This window comes from Flavobacterium calami (assembly GCF_038290035.1).
Lineage (GTDB): Bacteria > Bacteroidota > Bacteroidia > Flavobacteriales > Flavobacteriaceae > Flavobacterium > Flavobacterium calami.
The window spans coordinates 78,498-98,682 of the sequence record NZ_JBBYHS010000020.1; the positions used below are offsets into that span (position 1 = coordinate 78,498).

The following is a 20,185-nucleotide window of genomic DNA, read 5'->3' on the forward strand; positions in this document are numbered from 1 at the left end:
TTTTCTACCTTTGCCGCTCAAAAATAATTTCTAAACTTAAAACTGTTTATAGCATGCAACTGTATAACACTTTGAGCGCAGAAGAAAGAGCCATCATGATCGATGATGCAGGTAAACAACGTCTTACGTTGTCTTTCTATGCGTATGCCAAAATTCAAGATCCCAAAAAATTTCGCGATGATTTATTTGTAGCCTGGAATAAGCTTGATGCTTTGGGCCGAATTTACGTTGCCACTGAAGGAATAAACGCTCAGATGAGCATTCCTGAAGAAAACCTGGAAGCTTTTAGAGAAACTCTGGAAGTGTATGATTTCATGAAAGGCATACGACTAAATGAAGCCGTAGAACATGATGACCATTCGTTTTTAAAACTGACCATTAAAGTTCGGGACAAAATTGTGGCCGACGGTCTAAACGACGATACTTTTGATGTAACCAATATTGGCGTTCACCTGAAAGCCAAAGAATTCAACGAAATCCTTGATGATCCAAATACGATTGTAGTTGATTTTAGAAACCATTACGAAAGTGAAGTGGGGCATTTTAAAGGGGCCATCACTCCCGATGTAGAAACCTTTAGAGAGAGTTTACCAATCATTAACGAACAGCTTCAGAATCATAAAGAAGATAAAAATCTGGTTATGTATTGTACAGGAGGAATTCGATGTGAAAAAGCAAGTGCGTATTTCAAACACCAGGGGTTTAAAAATGTTTATCAGTTAGAAGGTGGAATTATCAACTACGCAAAACAGCTGAAGGAAGAAGGATTGGAAAGCAAATTCATCGGAAAAAACTTTGTATTTGATAATCGTCTTGGCGAAAGAATTACAGACGATATCATTTCGCAATGTCACCAATGCGGAAAACCTTGTGACAATCACACCAATTGCGAGAATGATGGCTGTCATTTGCTTTTTATTCAATGTGATGAATGTAAATCTGCTATGCAAAACTGCTGTTCTGCAGAATGTCTTGAAGTTGTAAACATGCCTTTGGTGGATCAGGTAAGATTAAGAGCCGGAAAACAGGTAGGGAATAAAGTTTTCAGAAAAGGAAAATCAGAGAATCTGAAATTCAAACATTCAGGAGAGTTACCGGAAACTGCTTTGGCAACAGCACAAAAGCCAGCGGATATTCGCCAAAAGGTAAAAATCAAAAAAGTATTGCTTGGAAAAGCAGAGCATTATTATGTAAAAGCGCAGGTAGGACAATTTACAGTTGAAAATAGCGAACTGAATACAGGCGACAAAATCTTAATTTCAGGACCAACAACTGGTGAGCAGGAATTGGTTTTAGATAAAATCATTGTTGATGGTGCAGAGACTCAATCTGCTAAAATTGGTGATAAAGTGACTTTTGAAGTGCCTTTCAGAATTAGATTGTCTGATAAAATATATAAGATCTTAGGATAAATTCTATCATAAGAACTAATTTCAAATAACCTATTTTGTGTAAAACAGAATAGGTTTTTTTATTTAACAAGTCTTTAGTTTTAATCCATAAAATGCAAACTAAAAAAAATACTATCTTTACCGATCAAACGTTTATGAACTTAAGTTGCACTTTTGCAACACTACATATATAATTATGGCATGTACAAGTTGTTCAACCTCAGATGGCGGCGCACCAAAAGGTTGTAAAAATAATGGAACTTGCGGCACGGACAGCTGCAATAAACTGACGGTTTTTGACTGGCTTTCGAATATGAGTCCGTCTAATGGAGAGGCGATTTTTGATTGTGTTGAGGTTCGTTTTAAGAACGGACGAAAGGAATTCTTTAGAAATTCAGAGAAATTAACCCTAAGTATAGGTGATATTGTAGCAACTGTTGCATCACCTGGACATGATATTGGAATTGTTACTTTGACAGGCGAATTGGTAAAAATTCAAATGAAGAAAAAAGGAGTGAATCCTGACAGTAACGAAGTTCCGAAAATTTACAGAAAAGCATCTCAAAAAGATATTGATATCTGGTCTGTGGCACGTGATCGCGAAGAACCAATGAAAGTTCGTGCACGAGAACTGGCGATTCAGCATAAGCTGGAAATGAAAATTTCGGATATTGAATTTCAGGGAGACGGATCAAAGGCAACATTTTACTACACTGCAAATGATCGCGTCGATTTTAGAATGCTTATTAAGGATTTTGCTAAAGAGTTCAGTACCAGAGTCGAAATGAAACAAGTGGGTTTCCGTCAGGAAGCAGCTCGTTTGGGTGGAGTAGGTTCGTGTGGTCGTGAACTTTGCTGTTCAACGTGGCTGACTGATTTTAGAAGTGTCAATACATCTGCGGCGCGTTATCAGCAACTTTCGTTGAATCCGCAAAAATTAGCCGGACAATGCGGTAAACTAAAATGCTGTCTAAACTACGAGTTAGACACTTATATGGACGCTTTAAAAGATTTTCCCGATTATGACACCAAACTGATTACCGAAAAAGGAGATGCAATCTGTCAGAAACAGGATATTTTTAAAGGATTAATGTGGTTTGCTTACACGAATAATTTTGCAAACTGGCACGTTTTGAAAATTGATCAGGTAAAAGAAATTATTGCCGAAAACAAACTGAAAAATAAAGTTTCTTCTCTGGAAGATTTTGCTATTGAAGTTACTTCTGAACCAGAAAAAGACTTCAATAATGCAATGGGTCAGGAAAGTTTAACTCGTTTTGATCAGCCTAAAAAGAAGAAAAAACCAAACCGCAAGCGTAAACCAAATGGTGAAACCGCTACAGTTGCAGCTCCTCAGAAACCACAGCAGGAAAAAAACAGCAATAACGCCAGACCATCCGGAAATAATACTAATCCGAACAATGGCGGCAATGGCAATAAACCAAACAACCCTAATAAGCAAAATCATAAGAAAAAGCAGAATTCGAATAAAAACAATCCGAATAAACCCAATTCAAATGAGAATAAACCAGCTGAACCAAGAAAACCTATAATTATTACTAAAAATGAGAATAAAAAATAGCGGAATTCTTCTTTTGGCAGCTATACTTCTTTTTTCATGTGATAAAAAAAGAGTATTTGATGAGTACAAATCTGTTGGAAGTGCCTGGCACAAAGACAGTATTATAACCTTCGACCTGCCGGTTTTAGACTCCACGAAACGCTACAACTTATTTGTAAATTTGAGAGATAATAACAATTATCCTTTCAATAATTTATTTTTAATTGTAGCCATCGAAATGCCAAACGGATTTACAAAAGTGGATACCCTTGAATATCAAATGGCAAACCCTGATGGAACGCTTTTAGGAAACGGTTTTACAGATATTAAAGAAAGTAAGCTGTATCTGAAAGAAAATGTGAAGTTTAGGGGTAAGTACAAAGTACATATCAAACAGGCTGTCCGTGAATCCGGAAAAATTCCGGGTGTTCAGGAATTAGAAGGGATTACAGATGTAGGTTTTAGAATAGAACAAAAAGATTAGAAAATAGTTATGGCTACTAAAAAAAACAATCAGACAAATACAGTAAAAGATATTAAATACTATCAAAAAAAATTCTGGAGGATTTTTGCTTATGGACTGTTAGGTATTTTGGCCTTCTTTTTATTTGCTTCCTGGGGGCTTTTTGGTTCAATGCCTTCTTTTGAAGATTTAGAAAATCCGGATTCTAATTTGGCTACCGAAATTATTTCTTCTGATGGAGTAGTAATAGGTAAGTATTTTAAAACCAACAGATCTCAACTTAAATATTCTGATTTGCCAAAAAACCTGGTTGAAGCTTTGGTTGCTACCGAAGATGCTCGTTTTTATGAACATTCAGGAATTGACGGACGTGGAACTTTAAGAGCAATTTTTACTTTAGGGACCAATGGTGGTGCCAGTACACTGACACAGCAATTAGCAAAACAATTATTTCATGGTGAAGGTTCCAAATTCCTTCCGTTTAGAATTGTACAAAAGGTAAAAGAATGGATTATTGCCATTCGTCTGGAAAGACAATATACCAAAAACGAAATACTGGCAATGTATTGCAACGTATATGATTTTGGAAACTATTCGGTAGGAGTTAGTTCGGCAGCACAGACTTATTTCTCTAAAGATCCTAAAGATTTGACAATTGATGAATCGGCAATTTTGGTGGGAATGTTCAAAAACTCAGGATTATACAATCCTGTTCGTAATCCTGAGGGCGTTAAAAACCGCCGTAATGTAGTTCTTGGGCAAATGGTAAAAGCAAAGATGATTACTAATACCGAAAAAGAAAGATTGCAGGCTTTGCCTATTTCTTTGAAATTTAAATTAGAAAGCCATCGTGAAGGGACGGCAACTTATTTCAGAGAGTACCTTCGTGATTACATGAAAAAATGGGTTACAGAAAACAAAAAACCAGACGGATCGGATTATGATATTTATAAAGACGGTCTTAAAATTTATACTACCATAGACTCTAGAATGCAGGCTCATGCAGAAGAAGCTGTAGCAGAACACATGAAAAATCTTCAGGAGCAGTTTTTTATTGAAATGAAAAACAATAAAAATGCGCCTTTTGTAAATATCACTCAGGCTGAAACCGATAGAATTATGATGCAGGCCATGAAAAATTCTGTACGCTGGGCTCAGATGAAAGAAATGGATAAAAGCGAAGATGATATTATTGCTTCATTTAAAGTAAAAACAAAAATGCGTGTGTTTACCTGGAAAGGAGAACGCGATACAACAATGACACCTCTTGATTCTATTCGTTATTACAAACATTTTTTACAATCTGGTTTAATGTCAATGGAACCTCAGACTGGAGCAATTAAGGCTTGGGTTGGCGGAATCAATTATAAATATTTTCAGTACGATCACGTTGGGCAGGGTGCCAGACAAGTTGGTTCTACTTTTAAACCATTTGTTTATGCAACAGCGATTGAGCAATTAAACATGTCTCCTTGTGATTCTATTTTAGACGGACCGTTTATGATTCACAAAGGTCGCCACCACGTAACAGAAGACTGGGAGCCAAGAAACTCGGATTACAGATACCGTGGAATGGTTACTTTAAAACAAGCTTTAGCTGCTTCTATCAATACGGTTTCTGCTAAATTAATTGACAGAACAAGTCCTGAAGCTGTTGTAGAACTAACACGAAAATTAGGCGTTAAAACTGAAATTCCGGTACAGCCATCTATTGCATTGGGAGCTGTTGATATTACTGTTGAAGATATGGTGGCTGCATACAGTACGTTTGCCAATCAGGGAGTGTATGTAAAACCACAATTTTTAAGTAAGATTGAAAACAAAAGCGGAGAAGTTATTTATGAACCCATTCCGGAATCGCACGATGTTTTAAATAAAGACATTGCTTTTGCCGTAATCAAATTGCTTCAGGGAGTTACAGAAAGCGGTTCGGGTGCACGTTTGCGTACACAAGGCGGAGGTAGCGGAGACAACCGTTGGACAGGTTATCCGTATATGTTCACGAATCCTATTGCAGGTAAAACAGGTACAACACAAAACCAGTCTGATGGTTGGTTTATGGGTATGGTGCCAAATTTGGTAACCGGTGTCTGGGTAGGTTGCGAGGATCGTTCAGCACGTTTCAAAAGTCTGACTTATGGTCAGGGAGCTACAGCTGCATTGCCGGTTTGGGCTTACTTTATGAAAAAATGTTATGCCGATCCTGGTCTTCAGGTTTCAAAAGCAGAGTTTGAGCGTCCGGCTAATCTTTCTATAAAAGTAGATTGTTACAGCAGACCTGCAGCCGTTGTAAAAGACACCACGCAGACAGAACAAAATACAGAAGAGTTCGAACTATAGTTTTAGCTTTTAGAATATAAAATATCCTTTTGTTGGCATCTCATTTTAAGATGCTAACAAAAGGATTTTTTTTGATATTAAACCGTTGGATGAAATTAAAACATTAATGTTATGCTGAGCGGAGTCGAAGCTCTATTTTATTTTTACGAAATCGATATAATTTAATCTTAAAATCGTATTTTTATCAAAAATAGCCAGTAATAAAGACCATTTGTTATGATTACAAAAAAAGTAAAGAATGTTCAGGATGCTATAACAGGTATCGAATCCGGAATGACCATCATGTTTGGCGGATTTGGTCTGTGTGGAATTCCTGAAAATACCATTGCAGCCTTAGTGAAAACTCAAATTTCAGATTTGACCTGTATCTCTAATAATGCAGGTGTTGATGATTTTGGTTTGGGATTGCTTCTTCAGAAAAAACAAATCAAAAAGATGATTTCCTCTTACGTTGGTGAAAATGCCGAGTTTGAGCGTCAGATGCTTTCGGGGGAACTGGAAGTCGAACTCACGCCACAAGGAACTTTAGCTGAGAAATGCCGTGCAGCTCAGGCCGGAATCCCAGCTTTCTTTACTCCTGCAGGCTACGGAACCGAAGTAGCCGAGGGAAAAGAAGTACGTGAATTCAATGGTAAAATGCATATCATGGAAGAAGCTTTTAAAGCAGATTTTGCTATTGTGAAAGCATGGAAAGGCGATGAAGCGGGTAATTTAATCTTCAAAGGTACAGCCAGAAACTTCAATGCCTGTATGGCAGGTGCTGGAAAAATTACAATTGCCGAAGTTGAAGAATTAGTTCCGGTTGGCACATTAGATCCAAATCAGATTCATATTCCCGGAATTATGGTACAGCGTATTTTTGAGGGAGAAAAGTTTGAGAAGAGAATTGAACAACGAACCGTAAGACAGAGGAATTAGATAATGAGATAATTTGTCAATTAGATAATTCTTTACTGTATGTTTTAAAATTATCTAATTATCAAATTGACACATTAAATTTTAATTGAGATAATGCGACAATTAGATAATTAATTTAGATTGCATTGAGAATTGCCTAATTGGCACATTAACAAATTGACACATTAAAACTATGGCACTTAGTAAAGAAGATATAGCAAAACGAATTGCAAAGGAAGTTAAAGACCGTTATTTTGTCAATCTTGGTATCGGAATTCCGACTTTGGTAGCAAATTATGTCAGAGACGATATTTCAGTCGAATTTCAAAGTGAAAATGGCGTTTTAGGAATGGGGCCTTTTCCTTTTGCGGGAGAAGAAGATGCCGATATCATCAATGCAGGAAAACAAACGATTACTACGCTTCCGGGAGCGAGTTTCTTTGATTCGGCTTTTAGTTTTGGAATGATTCGAAGCCAGAAAGTTGATTTGACCATTCTGGGTGCGATGGAGGTTTCTGAAAACGGAGATATCGCCAACTGGAAAATCCCGGGCAAAATGGTAAAAGGTATGGGAGGCGCTATGGATTTGGTGGCTTCCGCCGAAAATATCATCGTTGCCATGATGCACGTTAATAAAGCAGGAGAATCAAAAATCCTGAAAAAATGTACTTTGCCATTAACTGGTGTAGGATGCGTTAAAAAGGTTGTAACTGAGCTTGCGGTTCTCGAAGTAACAGAAAAAGGTTTTAAGCTCTTAGAACGCGCGCCAGGTATTTCTGTTGAACATATTATTGCTTCAACTGAAGCTGATTTGATAATTGAGGGAGAAATTCCTGAGATGAGGTTTTAAAAGAATCTTTTCGCTTATTCCTTAATATTGGGGTATTTTCAAAACACAAAATTAAATGAAAACATTTTTTATTTTAATATCATTTCTATTTCTGACCAGTGCAGATGTAATACACCAAGATACACGCTTACAAATTGATAGTAATGGAAATATAATTGGTTTACCTAAACAATTTAATCCAGCAAAATTTGACTGGAATAAGAAAACATTGAGAATAAAGAACAGAGAAGTCATTTTTCCAAAATGCATGAATTACTACTTTGCGCAAAATAAAAATACGAAACTGAACTTATCAGCTTCCTGGTATCATTCAAAAGATATTATGCCATATTATCTGAATTTTGATATTTCTGATGGAAGTGTAAATTATGGGTATACGATTTTGATTGATTTAGAAACACTTGAATTAATTGATATAAACAAATCAATTACAAAAGGAAATACAACTTACAATCCTAAAGTAGAATTGGAAAAAAAATGTTTAACAGATTATAAAAAAGGAATTAAAATTCTGGATTAAATATAAATTTTTACCCGTTAACAGCTCAATTGAATCGGCTGCACTTCCACTGCAACGGCTAAATGCCCCTGGCTTATAAAGTAAGTAATGTACTCATTTCCTTCAAAATCTGCTTTTATGACTTTCAAAACACCTTTAATAACAAAACCGATTTAGTACAGATTTTGCCCTGTTCACAGTACTTTTCTCCTTTTTTGAGGCTTTCTGTAAACAAATGCTGTTTCATAATGGTTTGTTCTTCTTCTGAAATGGGAAGTACGGAATTGAAAAGAGTTAGTATTTGATTCATGGTTTGGATAGTAAATGTGCTTTTTAAGATAAAAATACCGTAAATTCAATAAAATTATGAATTTACGGTATTATAAAAAGTTAGTTAAACTAAGCTTTACAGATTCTCAAAGAAATCATTCCCTTTATCATCCGTAATAATAAATGCAGGGAAATCTTTTACAGTAATTTTTCGAACAGCTTCCATGCCTAATTCTTCAAAATCAACTACTTCTACTTTTAAGATATTGTCCTGAGCCAAAATTGCGGCAGGTCCTCCAATTGATCCTAAATAGAATCCACCATACTTGTTGCATGCATCTGTAACCTGTTTGGTACGGTTTCCTTTAGCGAGCATCACCATACTTCCGCCATGTTTCTGGAATTCATCTACATACACGTCCATACGTCCGGCTGTTGTTGGTCCGAAACTTCCTGAAGCCATTCCTTCCGGAGTTTTTGCAGGTCCGGCGTAATAAACAGGGTGGTTTTTAAAATATTCCGGCATTGGTTTTCCGGCGTCTAATAATTCTTTAATTTTTGCGTGGGCGATATCACGTGCCACAATAACAGTTCCGTTTAGTTTTAAACGCGTTTTGATTGGATATTGCGATAGTTTTTCTAAAATATCTGCCATTGGCTGATCTAAGTCAATTTCAACCGGAGCTTCCAAATGTGGTGCTGTTTCCGGTAAAAATTGTTTCGGATTCGTTTCTAACTGCTCAAGGTAGATTCCGTCTTTGGTGATTTTTCCTTTGATATTTCGGTCTGCAGAACAGGAAACTCCCAGTCCAACCGGGCATGAAGCTGCGTGACGAGGCAAACGAATGACGCGAACGTCATGTGTAAAATATTTTCCTCCAAACTGAGCTCCGATTTCACTTTCCTGACAGATTTTCTGAACACGTTCTTCCCATTCCAAATCACGAAACGCCTGACCGGCCATGTTTCCTGATGTAGGCAGGTTGTCAAAATAACCTGCTGAAGCCTTTTTAACATTCGCTAAAGTGGATTCCGCTGAAGTTCCGCCAATTACTAAAGCCAAATGGTACGGTGGACAGGCAGAAGTTCCTAAATCTTTGATTTTTGCACGAATAAAAGCATCAAGAGATTTTTCATTCAATAACGATTTTGTCTGTTGGTACAAATACGTTTTGTTGGCAGATCCACCACCTTTTGCCATAAATAAGAATTCATAAGCCATTCCTTTTTTGGAATAGATATCAATTTGTGCCGGAAGATTCGAACCTGAATTTTTTTCTTCAAACATCGAAATGGGAACAATCTGAGAATAACGTAAATTACGTTTTTGATAAGTATTAAAAATTCCTCTGCTCAGCCATTCTGCATCATCAGCGCTGGTGAAAATGCTGTCGCCTTTTTTCGCCATAACAATCGCTGTTCCGGTATCCTGGCAGCTTGGCAATTGACCTTCGGCAGCTACAGCAGCATTTTGAAGTAAATTATACGCTACAAAACGATCGTTGTCTGTCGCTTCAGGATCATCCAGAATGTTTCTTAGTTTTTGCAAATGTGTGGTTCTCAACATGAACGACACATCTGTTAAGGCTTCTTCAGCTAATAATTCTAATCCTTTTGGATCAACTAAAAGTACTTCTTTGTCTCCAAATTTTTCAAGTTGTACAAAATCTGAAGTAATTTTTCGGTATTGTGTTTCGTCTTTTAAAATAGGATAAGGATCCTGGTATATAAAATCAATCATTTCTTTGTTTTTGGCAAAGTTAAAAATTATTTGCCTAAGAAAGAATTTGAATTATAAGTGTTTCGGAGTTTATTGTTGGTTATGAAACTCATTGAAATTTATAAAGTTTGCGCATATTTTATATGATCCGTTCCTAATGGAACTTAATAAAAGGTTCAAATCTGTTTTCAACGGATTAAAATCCGTTGCTACAATACATATTCATTCTTACGGAATTTTAAAACCCAAGAGCAAGAGCCATCGGCTCGATTCAATATTGTAGGGCCGGATTTTAATCCGGTTTAATTTCGATTATGTTGATTAATGTTTAATTAAAAAAACCAGGTCGCCACAAAAATAGCCGTAATCACACAAATCAAATCTACCAAAAGCATGGTGCCCAAAGCATAACGGGTATTTTTAATATTTACCGAACCAAAGTAAACCGCAATTACATAAAAAGTACTCTCAGCACTGCACTGAAAAATACTGCTCAGTCTTGCCGTTAAAGAATCGGCGCCAAAAGTATTCATTGAATCAATCAAAAAACCTCTTGATCCTGCAGAACTAAAAGGGCGAAGCATCGCAACCGGCAGCGCATTCGTGATTTCTTTGCTCACTCCCATATTCGAAAAGATAAATCCAATAGCATCACTGATGATTTCGAACAAACCGCTGTTTCTGAACAATGAAATAGCAACCAGCATCCCTAAAACATAAGGAAAAATAGTAACTCCGGTTTTAACCCCGTTGTTGGCTCCGACTACAAAAGTGTCAAAGACAGTAGTTTCTGCCTCTTTGAATTTCTTTTCATGTATGAAAGAAAAAATCAGTGTAAAAGCAATTATCGCCACTAATATTAATCCTGAAAGGTTAGAGGTGAAATAGTTTTTTCCGATTAAATCCAAATGGTTTACATACATCAATAAACCAACAATACCAGCAATCAAAGTCATTAAACCAATTAATAAAGAAGCACTCTTGAAATTGATTTTTTGTTTTACTCCCACAATCAGGAAAGCAGCAATGGTTCCGATGAACGAAGTGATGATACAAGGCAGCATTACATCGGCAGGATTACTTGCATTTGCAGCGGCACGATACCCTATAATTGAAGTTGCAATTAAAGTTAAACCCGAAGCGTGAAGACACATAAACATAATCTGTGCATCACTGGCTTTGTCTTTTTCGGGGTTTATTTCCTGTAAACTTTCCATGGCTTTAAGTCCGAACGGAGTTGCAGCCGAATCTAATCCTAAGAAATTCGCAGCAAAGTTTAAGGTCATGTAGGATATCGAAGGGTGGTTTTTAGGAATACTTGGAAAAACTTTTACAAAAACGGGACTCAGTAGTTTAGCTAAATTTCCGGAAGCTCCCGAAACGATTAAAAGTTCCATTAATCCGCAGAAGAAAGCCAGATAAGCAATCAATGGAATTATTAAGTCCAGTAAAGTGCTTTTGCAAGTTGGTAATAAACCATCTGATTTTTGAAGACCGCTGTAGATTTTTACCGTTTTGTTTTTGAAAACATAAGTCGTATCGGCATTTAGCGTGTCACGATTGACAATCATGGTTTTTTCAGGAGCATTTTTAATGCTGTCTTTAATGTAGGCAGGAAGTTGTTCAACGTATTTTTCTGAAACCAAAATCGGGTCATCTTTCTTTCCGTTCAAAACAGAATCAATAGTATACGTATTGGCAGTAAATAAACTCACCACAATAAACACAATCGAAGAAATAAAAATCGTTAACCAAAATCTGCTTAATACCATAATTGTAATTTTTTGTAAATGTAATAAATCAATTGAAATGACAATTACAAAAGTCAATTTCGTGGTTTAAGGTAAAATGCATGAAAATAAATTCAAAAGTTAAATTGTAATTAAAAATCAATTAATAAATAATCTTATGAAGGGAATAGAATGTTATAAGGTTAAAAAAAGCTTTCTATTCTGACTCCCCTCCTCAGTACAGAAGAAGAATCCTTTTAATATGTGCACTATAAATTTATCTAAAAGTATATCGCAATCCCAAAAATCCGCGGATTGTTTGGTTCTGTCCATAAACATACGTTGTGTCAAAGGTCAAACCGTAGGGATTATCAGGTGTTACTAAAACTTTTCCAGCCGAATCGTATTGCACATTTTTGTCGAAAGGGTCATTTGTTCTCGAAATCAAAAACGGATTATTTTGTTTTGGGGTAAAGTTCAGCAAATTCTTGATTCCTCCATAAATTTCGAAATCTTTCCATCCTGAATACGTAAACTGAATATTTTGGATACTGTACCACGGCGAATCTGGATTTCTGGGATCTGTTTCACTCAACAAAGGCAACTTCATCGGACTGTAAACATTCCCCGTATAATCCATCGATAAGTTCCAAGGCTGGATTTTATACGAAATGCTCCAGGTTCCGGTAAAATTCTCAGTCAGATAAGGTCTTTCTGAAATTCCGTTTTCGACATTTTTATTGTCTAAAAGTGTTGCGCCAACAATAAATTTTAATCCCGAAGGAAAATTAAGATCTACATTGGTACTGATTCCCTGACTTATCGCATAACCATCAATATTGTCGTAGATTATTTCGTTTGGATTCGACTCATAATCTGAAATGATTTTATTGCTAAATCTTGTGTAAAAAGCAGTCGTTTCAATTCCCATAAAAGTTCCATTCCCGAAATTGATTTTCTGAATGTAATTCAAATTCACGTTTACAGATTTTTCGGGTTTTAAATCATTTTTAATAATTACATCTCTGGAACCCGTCAGTGCTGCGTGATCTTCGGTAAACAAATTCACGACACGAAACCCAGTTCCAGCGTTTAATCGAAAAATGGTATTTTCATTAGCTTTAAATCGATACGCCAATCTAGGTGTAAGGATCGAACCGTGAATCGAATTGTAATCATAACGCATTCCCAGCAAAGCCTGACTTTTTGGAGAAAAGGTAATTTCGTCCTGAACAAAAATTCCAGGAAGCCAAGTGTTTTCGGCTTCTTTGGTTGCCGGCGTGTTATCGTCATAATACGTATATCGGCTTGCAATTCCTGCCAATAAATCATTTCTGCCAATTTTTTTATCCCAGGTCAGTTGTAAAAATCCAATTTTTTGATTGGCGATATACGATGTTGTTCCGTAACGGCTGTCCTGATAATGTACATTTCCAGAGAACGAAAGCATTAGTTTTTCTTCAAATGGCAATTGATAACTTCCAATTAATTCGGCTCTTTTGGTATAAATGCTTTCACCATAAATTTCATCACCGCCCCTGTATTTTTTCTCCCAGCGAGTGTCTCCTCCCCAACGATCTTCGTACATTCCGCGTACAGCAATGGTAAAAAGGCGATTGTAATTTCGCTTAAAACTCCATTTATTAAAAAGCGAGATTCTTTCAGAAAGCGTGACATCCGTAAAATTATCCTTGTCTTTATCGATAACCTGATCGTAGTTAAAATAATTAATTCCGATAAGAGAAATTGCTTTTTTGCCTACATTAAATTTCGTTCCCAAATCGAGATTGCTTTCAAAATAAGAAGTTGTAAAATAATCGGCAGAAAAAACCGGTGCATTAGTTGGATTTTTAGTAATGATATTGATTAAACCTCCTACTGCCTCACTTCCGTAAAGAGACGAAGCAGGACCTTTTACAATTTCGATTCGTTCCACCAGAGAATTCGGAATTCCCGAAAGACCATAAACTGTAGAAAGACTGCTGACAATTGGCATTCCGTCAATCATAACCAAAGTGTAAGGGCCTTCTAATCCGTTTATGTGAATATCTCCCGTATTGCAAACACCACAATTCAACTGCGGACGAACCCCATTTATGTTCTGAAGCGCATCGTAAATACTTGGTGTTGGATTTTTTTTGAAGAAAACAGGCGAGTAAACCTCAACGGGAACAGCACTTTCTAATCGTTTTACAGGTTTTAAAGTTCCTGAAACCACGACTTCGTTTAACTCGTTCTGGTCTTCTTCTAATTGAAAATCCAAAATTAAATTTTCATTTTCTAACACTGAAATCCTTTGGGTGATGGGTTTGAATCCTGTTGAGGTTACATTTATTTTATAAGTTCCTTGTGGAATATTTTCTAATTTATAAACTCCTGAAGAATCGGCTTGTGTTTTAAAATTTGTATTTAATAAACTAAGGTTAATTTTCTGACCAGTAGGAATTGAGGCTTCTACTTTTCCTGAGATGTTTTGCGAGTATAGGCTTTTAGTTGAAATTATTAATATTGTCAAAAATAAATATTTCATTATTGTAAAATTAAATTTAGACAAAACTAAAAATTAAATTTGATATACACTTATGTGCAACTGAAATTTTCAAACGGATTGGATTCAATGTGTTAGATTTTTATTTAATTAGATTTACTTTTTTTGAATTAAGATTAGCAAAAAGCTTGTTTTCATGTATAGCTATTTGTTTGATGCTAATGAAACAACTTTAGAAACTATATTTTCTTTGTGTTTAATAAAATTTGATTATCTAAACCCCTCATCAATAAGTTCTTTGTTAATTACCGCGCCAGCGAAAGTACCTGTAGAAACGGCAATGGCTACAGATCGCATTTGTGTTGTGCAATCTCCACTTGCAAAAATGTCTGGAACATTTGTTTTTTGCATCAAATCAACTTTCAACAATCCTTGTTCGCTAATATCACAGCCCAAAGTTTCGGGTATTCTACAATGCTGTTCAAAAGGCGGTCTTGTGTATATAGCTTTTACCTCGACTTTTTCTCCGTTTTTAAAAATGATATTTTTAACATATCCTTCATTATGATCTAAAAAAAATATTTCTTCTTCTAAAATTAAAACTCCATAATTTTTAAGTATTTGTGTTTGGTCTGAAGTCAATTCCGATTTTCCATTGGTGCATAAACGAAGATCTTTAGTCCAGTTCGAAATCAATTTAGCAAATTCAAATCCCATTTCTCCATTGGCAATAATGGCCGTTTTTTCATTTTTGACTTCATAACCATGACAATACGGACAATGCAAAACCGAAATTCCCCAACATTCTTGAAAACCTTTAATTTCAGGCAGCAAATCTTTAACCCCTGTAGCAAATAACACTTTTCTGGAAGTAAATACATTTCCGGATTCCGTTGTAATCACGAACCCTTTATCTGTTTTAACTGTTGTTGCCACAAGTCCGTTATAGAATTGAACAGTTTTATAAATGTCCACTTGTAATTTGGCTTTCTTCAAAATAACTGCTGGCTTTTCACCATCTTGTGTGATAAAATTATGAGAATGTGGTGTTTGTCTGTTACATGGCAAACCACTATCAATAACCAGTACCTGACGCAATGAACGTCCTAAACTCATGGCTGCAGAGAGGCCACTATAACTACCGCCAATGATAATCACTTCAAAATGCTTCTGTTTCATATTGCTGATTTTAATGATGCTGTTTTCTGTGTAATTTATAATTGATTAAATGCCCTGTAATCATTCCGATTCCTCCGAAATAGATTAAATCGAGATGAATTTCAAAAAAAAGATCAATCAAAATACCAATCCAAATCAAGGATATAGAAACAACTAAAATAGACGATACCAAAAGCGATGATTTTTTTATAATTTTGAGAATTGCAAATAACCCTATTGAGGCAAATAGAAAATCGATAAACGGATTGTGAGTTAATCCTAATGGAAGGATGGTTAAAAGAGGAAAAATCAAACAGTGAACCAGACAAATGGCCGCACTTGAAATTCCTAAAATATCATAAAAAGATGTGCTTATTTTCTTCATTTCGTGTACATTTGCTTAATGCAATTTTGTTGCAAATATAAACAATTTTATTAATTGCAACATTGTTGCGTTTGATTTTAAATTCCCAAAAAATGAAGGCTACACGTAATACCGCAGCAAAAACAGCTGTTTTAGAGGTTCTAGAAAAATCGAAAACAGCTCTCTCGCATACAGAAATTCACAAACAATTAAATGATTTATGTGATCGCGTTACTATTTACAGAATTCTGGACCGGTTAATCAATGAAGACACTATTCATAAAATTTCGAATCTGGACGGAACAGTAAAGTATGCAAAATGCAATCATTCCCATCAGCGTGTACACATTCATAACCATGCACATTTCAGCTGCGAAAAATGTCATGAAATTACTTGTCTCGAAACTGTAAAACCAAGTTATATTATGCCGCACAACTATAAAGTGAATGAGATTAACTTTACTTTATCTGGGTTGTGTCCAAAATGTTTAAATTCTAACATTAACTTTTAGACTTGTCTAAAAAAATTGTTTCGCCAATATAATTTTTCTATATATTTGTGAAAACAATACTTTTACAATGTCCAAATCTTTAGAAGAAGTGCATGAATCGGTTTCTACCGAGCACAAAAAAAAAGGGATTAGAAAATTTTTAGCCTTCTTAGGCCCTGCTTATCTTGTAAGTGTTGGCTATATGGATCCGGGAAACTGGGCTACAGATATTGCCGGCGGAAGCCAGTTTGGTTATACGTTGGTCTGGGTTTTATTGATGAGCAACTTAATGGCTTTGCTTTTGCAGAGTTTGAGTGCCCGTCTCGGAATTGTAACTCAGCGCGACCTTGCACAGGCTTCGAGAGAAACTTATCCAAAATACATCAACTACATTTTATATTTCTTAGCCGAAATAGCAATTGCGGCCTGCGATCTGGCAGAAGTGCTCGGGATGGCGATTGGTATCAACCTTCTTTTCGGAATTCCGTTACTTGAAGCGGTTTTGATTACCGTTTTAGATACGTTTTTATTGCTTTTCCTGATTAATAAAGGAATTCGGAAGATGGAAGCCTTCATTATAGCTTTGGTGGCCATAATTGGCTTTTCCTTTATTTTCGAAATGATTTTTGCTGAACCAGAAGTTCATAAAGTTTTAGCGGGACTTATTCCTTCTATTCCAAATTCGGCTGCGTTGTATATTGCCATCGGAATTATCGGAGCTACTGTAATGCCTCACAACTTGTATCTGCATTCGTCTTTGGTACAAACCAGAAAATTTGACAGAACTCCGGCGGGAATCAAACAAGCTTTAAAATACAATTTGATCGATTCTACCATTGCATTAAATCTTGCTTTTTTTGTAAACGCAGCCATTTTAATTCTTGCGGCAGCGACTTTCCATAAAAACGGAATGTTTGAAGTAGCTGAAATCCAGGATGCGCATCAATTTCTTGAACCGTTGTTAGGAACCAAATGGGCTCCGATTTTGTTTGCCGTTGCTTTGATTGCTGCAGGACAAAGTTCGACTGTAACCGGAACGCTTGCAGGACAAATCGTAATGGAAGGATATCTGCATTTTAGGATTCAGCCTTGGGTTCGTAGAATTATAACACGTTTAATTGCTATTATTCCGGCGGTAATCGTGATTTTGATTTATGGTGAGAGCGTGACCGGAAAACTCTTAATTCTGAGTCAGGTAATTTTAAGTTTGCAATTAGGATTTGCTATTATTCCGCTTATTCATTTTGTGAGCGATAAATCGAAAATGAAAGGTTTTCATATTTCTAAAACAACACAAATCGTATCCTGGATTATTGCTTCGATTATTGTTTCTCTGAATGCAAAATTAGTTTACGATGAAATAACATCCTGGTTAGAAAGTTCAGATCATCCAATGGTTCTTTGGTTTACAGTGGTTCCGCTGGCATTTGGATTTTTAGGGTTACTGCTATACATCGTTTTTAAACCTTTCATTGCTAAAGCGAAAAACAAATCGGTAAACCATTCACCACACAACCTTAAACTGCATTTTTCGCCGAAGGAAAGCCAAAGCATTAAAAACATCGCAGTTTCTGTAGATTTCTCGAATGCCGATGAAGCTGCTCTGAATAAAGCTTTCGAATTGGGCGATATTGACACAGAATATACCCTCATACATATTGTAGAAACGGTCGGTGCCTTAATGTATGGTGTTCATATACACGATCATGAAACTACAATCGACGAAAAATTATTACTAAAATACAAAGACATGCTTTCAGGCAAAGGATTCAAAATTAAAACAGAACTTGGTTTTGGAAAACCCGCCAAAGTAATTCCGAAAATTATAAACGAAGGTAATTTTGACATTTTAGTCATGGGAACCCACGGCCACACTGGTTTGAAAGATATTCTTTTTGGTACAACCGTAGATAAATTGAGACATAAAATTTCGATACCTTTGCTGATTGTTAAATGAAGTTGCTAAGATATTAAGCTACTAAGGAACTAAGGTTTTTTAAGCCTTAAAGAAACTTAGGTGCTTAGAAACTTAGGCGCTTAGAAGCTTAAAAAAATGACCTTTTCAGAAGAAAACTATTTAAAATCGATCTACCACCTGACGGCTGCTTTGGAAACAGAAGTGAGTACGAATGCTATTGCGGAAATTATGGAAACGAAAGCATCCTCTGTAACCGATATGCTTAAAAAACTGGCAGAGAAAGATTTGGTGAATTATAAAAAATACCAGGGTGTTTCCTTAACTGAAAACGGAAAGCTGGCGGCCAAAATGATTGTGAGAAAACATCGATTGTGGGAAGTGTTTTTGGTTGAAAAACTAAATTTCAGTTGGGACGAGGTTCATGAAATTGCCGAACAATTAGAACACATCAAATCAGAGCAATTGATTAACCGCCTGGACGATTTTCTTGGAAATCCAACAGAAGACCCGCATGGAGACCCCATTCCGGATGCGAATGGGCGAATTATTAAAATCGAAAAACATTTGCTTTCTGAATTAAGCGAAAATCAAACCGGTATTTGTGTGGGTGTAAAAGACACTTCGTCTGAGTTTTTAAAATACCTTGACAAACAGGGAATTGCTTTGGGTTCTAAAATCGGGTTTCTTTCCAAAGAATCTTTCGATTTATCGGTTCGAATTAAAGTGAATGAGAGAGAATTGTCTATTTCGAATAAAATCGCTTCCAATTTGTTTGTGAAGCTGGTTTAGGCATATATAGAAGTATTCTTTTAAGCATAAAAAAACTCCCGAATTCTGCGTCGGGAGTTTTTTGTTGAGCCTAATGATGTTAGTTTATTATTCAGTAAAACTAAAAATCTGATATTTTTTGTTCTGTTTGTTATAGTTTCCTAAATATAAAAAGGAGTTGAATTTAAAAACAATCAGATCTTTATATAAATCTTTTCCAAAAATAGAGGTGCTATCCTTTACGTCTTCATTTTCTTCTAAAAATAATCGTGCTTTTTCGAATGCTGAAGTTTGAACTTTATCATCTATATGATTAAAGTCTGCATCAAATAAGCAGTTGGTGTAAACGACATTTTTGTCTTTATAAGAAATCAAATTTCCGATTGTATAGTTTGATGTAAAACCAAATGACATAGGCGCCGCTCCAAAACCACCTCCCATTCCCATTCCTCTTGGTCCTCCATGAACGATATCCTGCGAGCTTCCTATTGCAGTATAATATAAACCATTTAATTTGTAACAAGTTACAGCCGGGTTGGAATTATTGATTTTTCGTATGAATTGTTTGGGTTTTTCGAGGACTTTTTTATTATGAATACTTCCTGATTCCTGAAATACATCTGAGTTTTTATAACTTATTGCTTCTTCACGTAAAGTTTTAAACTGATTGATTCGAATACCATTTTGTTCACTTACAGTGAAAAATAAAACATCAGGAGTAGTTTTGATTTGAAGAATTTTATCCTCAATTAAAAAAGAATTCGATTTGGCAACATTAGCATAGTATTCTGGTTGCTCTATTTCCGGCTGTCCAACCGATTTGAAATCAGCACTAAAATTATTCAGGTTGATTTTTAAAATAGCTGTTAAAAAAGAGTTGTTATCAAATGTGAAAATAATTTCGTCTTTTTTATAGGTGTAAACCTTAAATTTCTTTGAACTCAATGCCAGTGAAGGCTGATCATTGCTAATATGCTCTACGTTTATAGTAGGTTTAAACAGATCTCCGCCTTCTATGAATGCATCGTATAATAATGCGGTGTGATTTGCACTGTTTTTAAATTTCAGATGCGATAAGTCTACCGCTTTTTCATTTAGATTACCATTATTATCAGAAATGTAGAATTTCAATATACTGGTATTCTTAATAATTGTAATTAATTCAAGTTGCTAGTTAATTGATTTGTTTAATTGGAGTCCAAACACAAACAGAGTTAACTTTATTAGAAAACCTTCAAGTGTAACTGCATGTATTGTTCTAGGAAACATTTTCTTGA

At 35.7% G+C, this 20,185-nt stretch carries 16 protein-coding genes and 1 pseudogene; 10 read left to right on the forward strand and 7 right to left on the reverse strand.

Annotated elements, in window-relative coordinates; genetic code table 11:
- The first annotated feature begins 53 nt into the window (after window positions 1-53).
- The 7 genes from trhO to AAEO57_RS17645 all read left to right on the forward strand — a co-directional run bounded on the left by trhO (window position 54) and on the right by AAEO57_RS17645 (window position 8,022).
- Window positions 54-1,412 (forward strand): oxygen-dependent tRNA uridine(34) hydroxylase TrhO, encoded by a 1,359-nt coding sequence (gene trhO / locus AAEO57_RS17615; protein ID WP_341694347.1) that lies wholly within the window; start codon window positions 54-56, stop codon window positions 1,410-1,412.
- Window positions 1,413-1,587: 175 nt separating this feature from the next.
- On the forward strand, window positions 1,588-2,973 hold the full coding sequence (locus tag AAEO57_RS17620) for a PSP1 domain-containing protein (protein WP_341694348.1): 1,386 nt from the start codon (window positions 1,588-1,590) through the stop codon (window positions 2,971-2,973).
- Complete coding sequence (locus tag AAEO57_RS17625; protein WP_341694349.1) at window positions 2,957-3,436, forward strand: gliding motility lipoprotein GldH; 480 nt, start codon at window positions 2,957-2,959, stop codon at window positions 3,434-3,436. The genes AAEO57_RS17620 and AAEO57_RS17625 overlap by 17 nt, the downstream gene beginning before the upstream one ends.
- 9 nt (window positions 3,437-3,445) lie before the next feature.
- Window positions 3,446-5,755, forward strand: coding sequence for a penicillin-binding protein 1A (locus AAEO57_RS17630; protein WP_341694350.1), 2,310 nt, complete (start codon window positions 3,446-3,448; stop codon window positions 5,753-5,755).
- Between the two features lie 216 nt (window positions 5,756-5,971).
- On the forward strand, window positions 5,972-6,673 hold the full coding sequence (locus tag AAEO57_RS17635) for a CoA transferase subunit A (RefSeq protein ID WP_341694351.1): 702 nt from the start codon (window positions 5,972-5,974) through the stop codon (window positions 6,671-6,673).
- A 172-nt stretch (window positions 6,674-6,845) separates the two neighbouring features.
- Entirely contained in the window at window positions 6,846-7,502 is a 657-nt protein-coding gene (locus tag AAEO57_RS17640; protein WP_341694352.1) for a CoA transferase subunit B, read from the forward strand.
- Between the two features lie 55 nt (window positions 7,503-7,557).
- Window positions 7,558-8,022, forward strand: coding sequence for a hypothetical protein (locus AAEO57_RS17645; RefSeq protein ID WP_341694353.1), 465 nt, complete (start codon window positions 7,558-7,560; stop codon window positions 8,020-8,022).
- 385 nt (window positions 8,023-8,407) lie between these two features.
- Here AAEO57_RS17645 and AAEO57_RS17650 read toward each other — a convergent pair whose 3' ends face one another.
- The 5 genes from AAEO57_RS17650 to AAEO57_RS17670 all read right to left on the reverse strand — a co-directional run bounded on the left by AAEO57_RS17650 (window position 8,408) and on the right by AAEO57_RS17670 (window position 15,752).
- Window positions 8,408-10,012, reverse strand: a complete 1,605-nt coding sequence (locus AAEO57_RS17650) for a fumarate hydratase (RefSeq protein WP_341694354.1) — start codon at window positions 10,010-10,012, stop codon at window positions 8,408-8,410.
- Between the two features lie 311 nt (window positions 10,013-10,323).
- Window positions 10,324-11,763: a nucleoside recognition domain-containing protein gene (locus AAEO57_RS17655; protein ID WP_341694355.1), complete on the reverse strand. Its 1,440-nt coding sequence runs from the start codon at window positions 11,761-11,763 to the stop codon at window positions 10,324-10,326.
- A gap of 235 nt (window positions 11,764-11,998) precedes the next feature.
- Window positions 11,999-14,251: a TonB-dependent receptor gene (locus AAEO57_RS17660; protein ID WP_341694356.1), complete on the reverse strand. Its 2,253-nt coding sequence runs from the start codon at window positions 14,249-14,251 to the stop codon at window positions 11,999-12,001.
- A 228-nt stretch (window positions 14,252-14,479) separates the two neighbouring features.
- On the reverse strand, window positions 14,480-15,388 hold the full coding sequence (locus tag AAEO57_RS17665) for an NAD(P)/FAD-dependent oxidoreductase (protein WP_341694357.1): 909 nt from the start codon (window positions 15,386-15,388) through the stop codon (window positions 14,480-14,482).
- Between the two features lie 10 nt (window positions 15,389-15,398).
- The gene (locus tag AAEO57_RS17670; protein ID WP_341694358.1) at window positions 15,399-15,752 is read right to left on the reverse strand and encodes a MerC domain-containing protein; all 354 of its coding nucleotides are present in this window, start codon (window positions 15,750-15,752) and stop codon (window positions 15,399-15,401) included.
- 92 nt (window positions 15,753-15,844) lie between these two features.
- Between AAEO57_RS17670 and AAEO57_RS17675 the strand changes: the two genes are divergently transcribed.
- From AAEO57_RS17675 to AAEO57_RS17685, 3 genes are all read left to right on the forward strand, one after another.
- Window positions 15,845-16,243, forward strand: coding sequence for a Fur family transcriptional regulator (locus tag AAEO57_RS17675; protein ID WP_341694359.1), 399 nt, complete (start codon window positions 15,845-15,847; stop codon window positions 16,241-16,243).
- Window positions 16,244-16,310: 67 nt separating this feature from the next.
- Entirely contained in the window at window positions 16,311-18,179 is a 1,869-nt protein-coding gene (locus tag AAEO57_RS17680; protein WP_341694360.1) for an Nramp family divalent metal transporter, read from the forward strand.
- A 96-nt stretch (window positions 18,180-18,275) separates the two neighbouring features.
- Window positions 18,276-18,929: a metal-dependent transcriptional regulator gene (locus tag AAEO57_RS17685; protein WP_341694361.1), complete on the forward strand. Its 654-nt coding sequence runs from the start codon at window positions 18,276-18,278 to the stop codon at window positions 18,927-18,929.
- An 87-nt stretch (window positions 18,930-19,016) separates the two neighbouring features.
- Here the strand turns inward: AAEO57_RS17685 and AAEO57_RS17690 are convergent, their stop codons facing one another.
- On the reverse strand, window positions 19,017-20,039 hold the full coding sequence (locus tag AAEO57_RS17690) for a hypothetical protein (protein ID WP_341694362.1): 1,023 nt from the start codon (window positions 20,037-20,039) through the stop codon (window positions 19,017-19,019).
- A 39-nt stretch (window positions 20,040-20,078) separates the two neighbouring features.
- Window positions 20,079-20,185 (reverse strand): annotated as a pseudogene (locus AAEO57_RS20885) (IS982 family transposase); the annotation flags it as partial.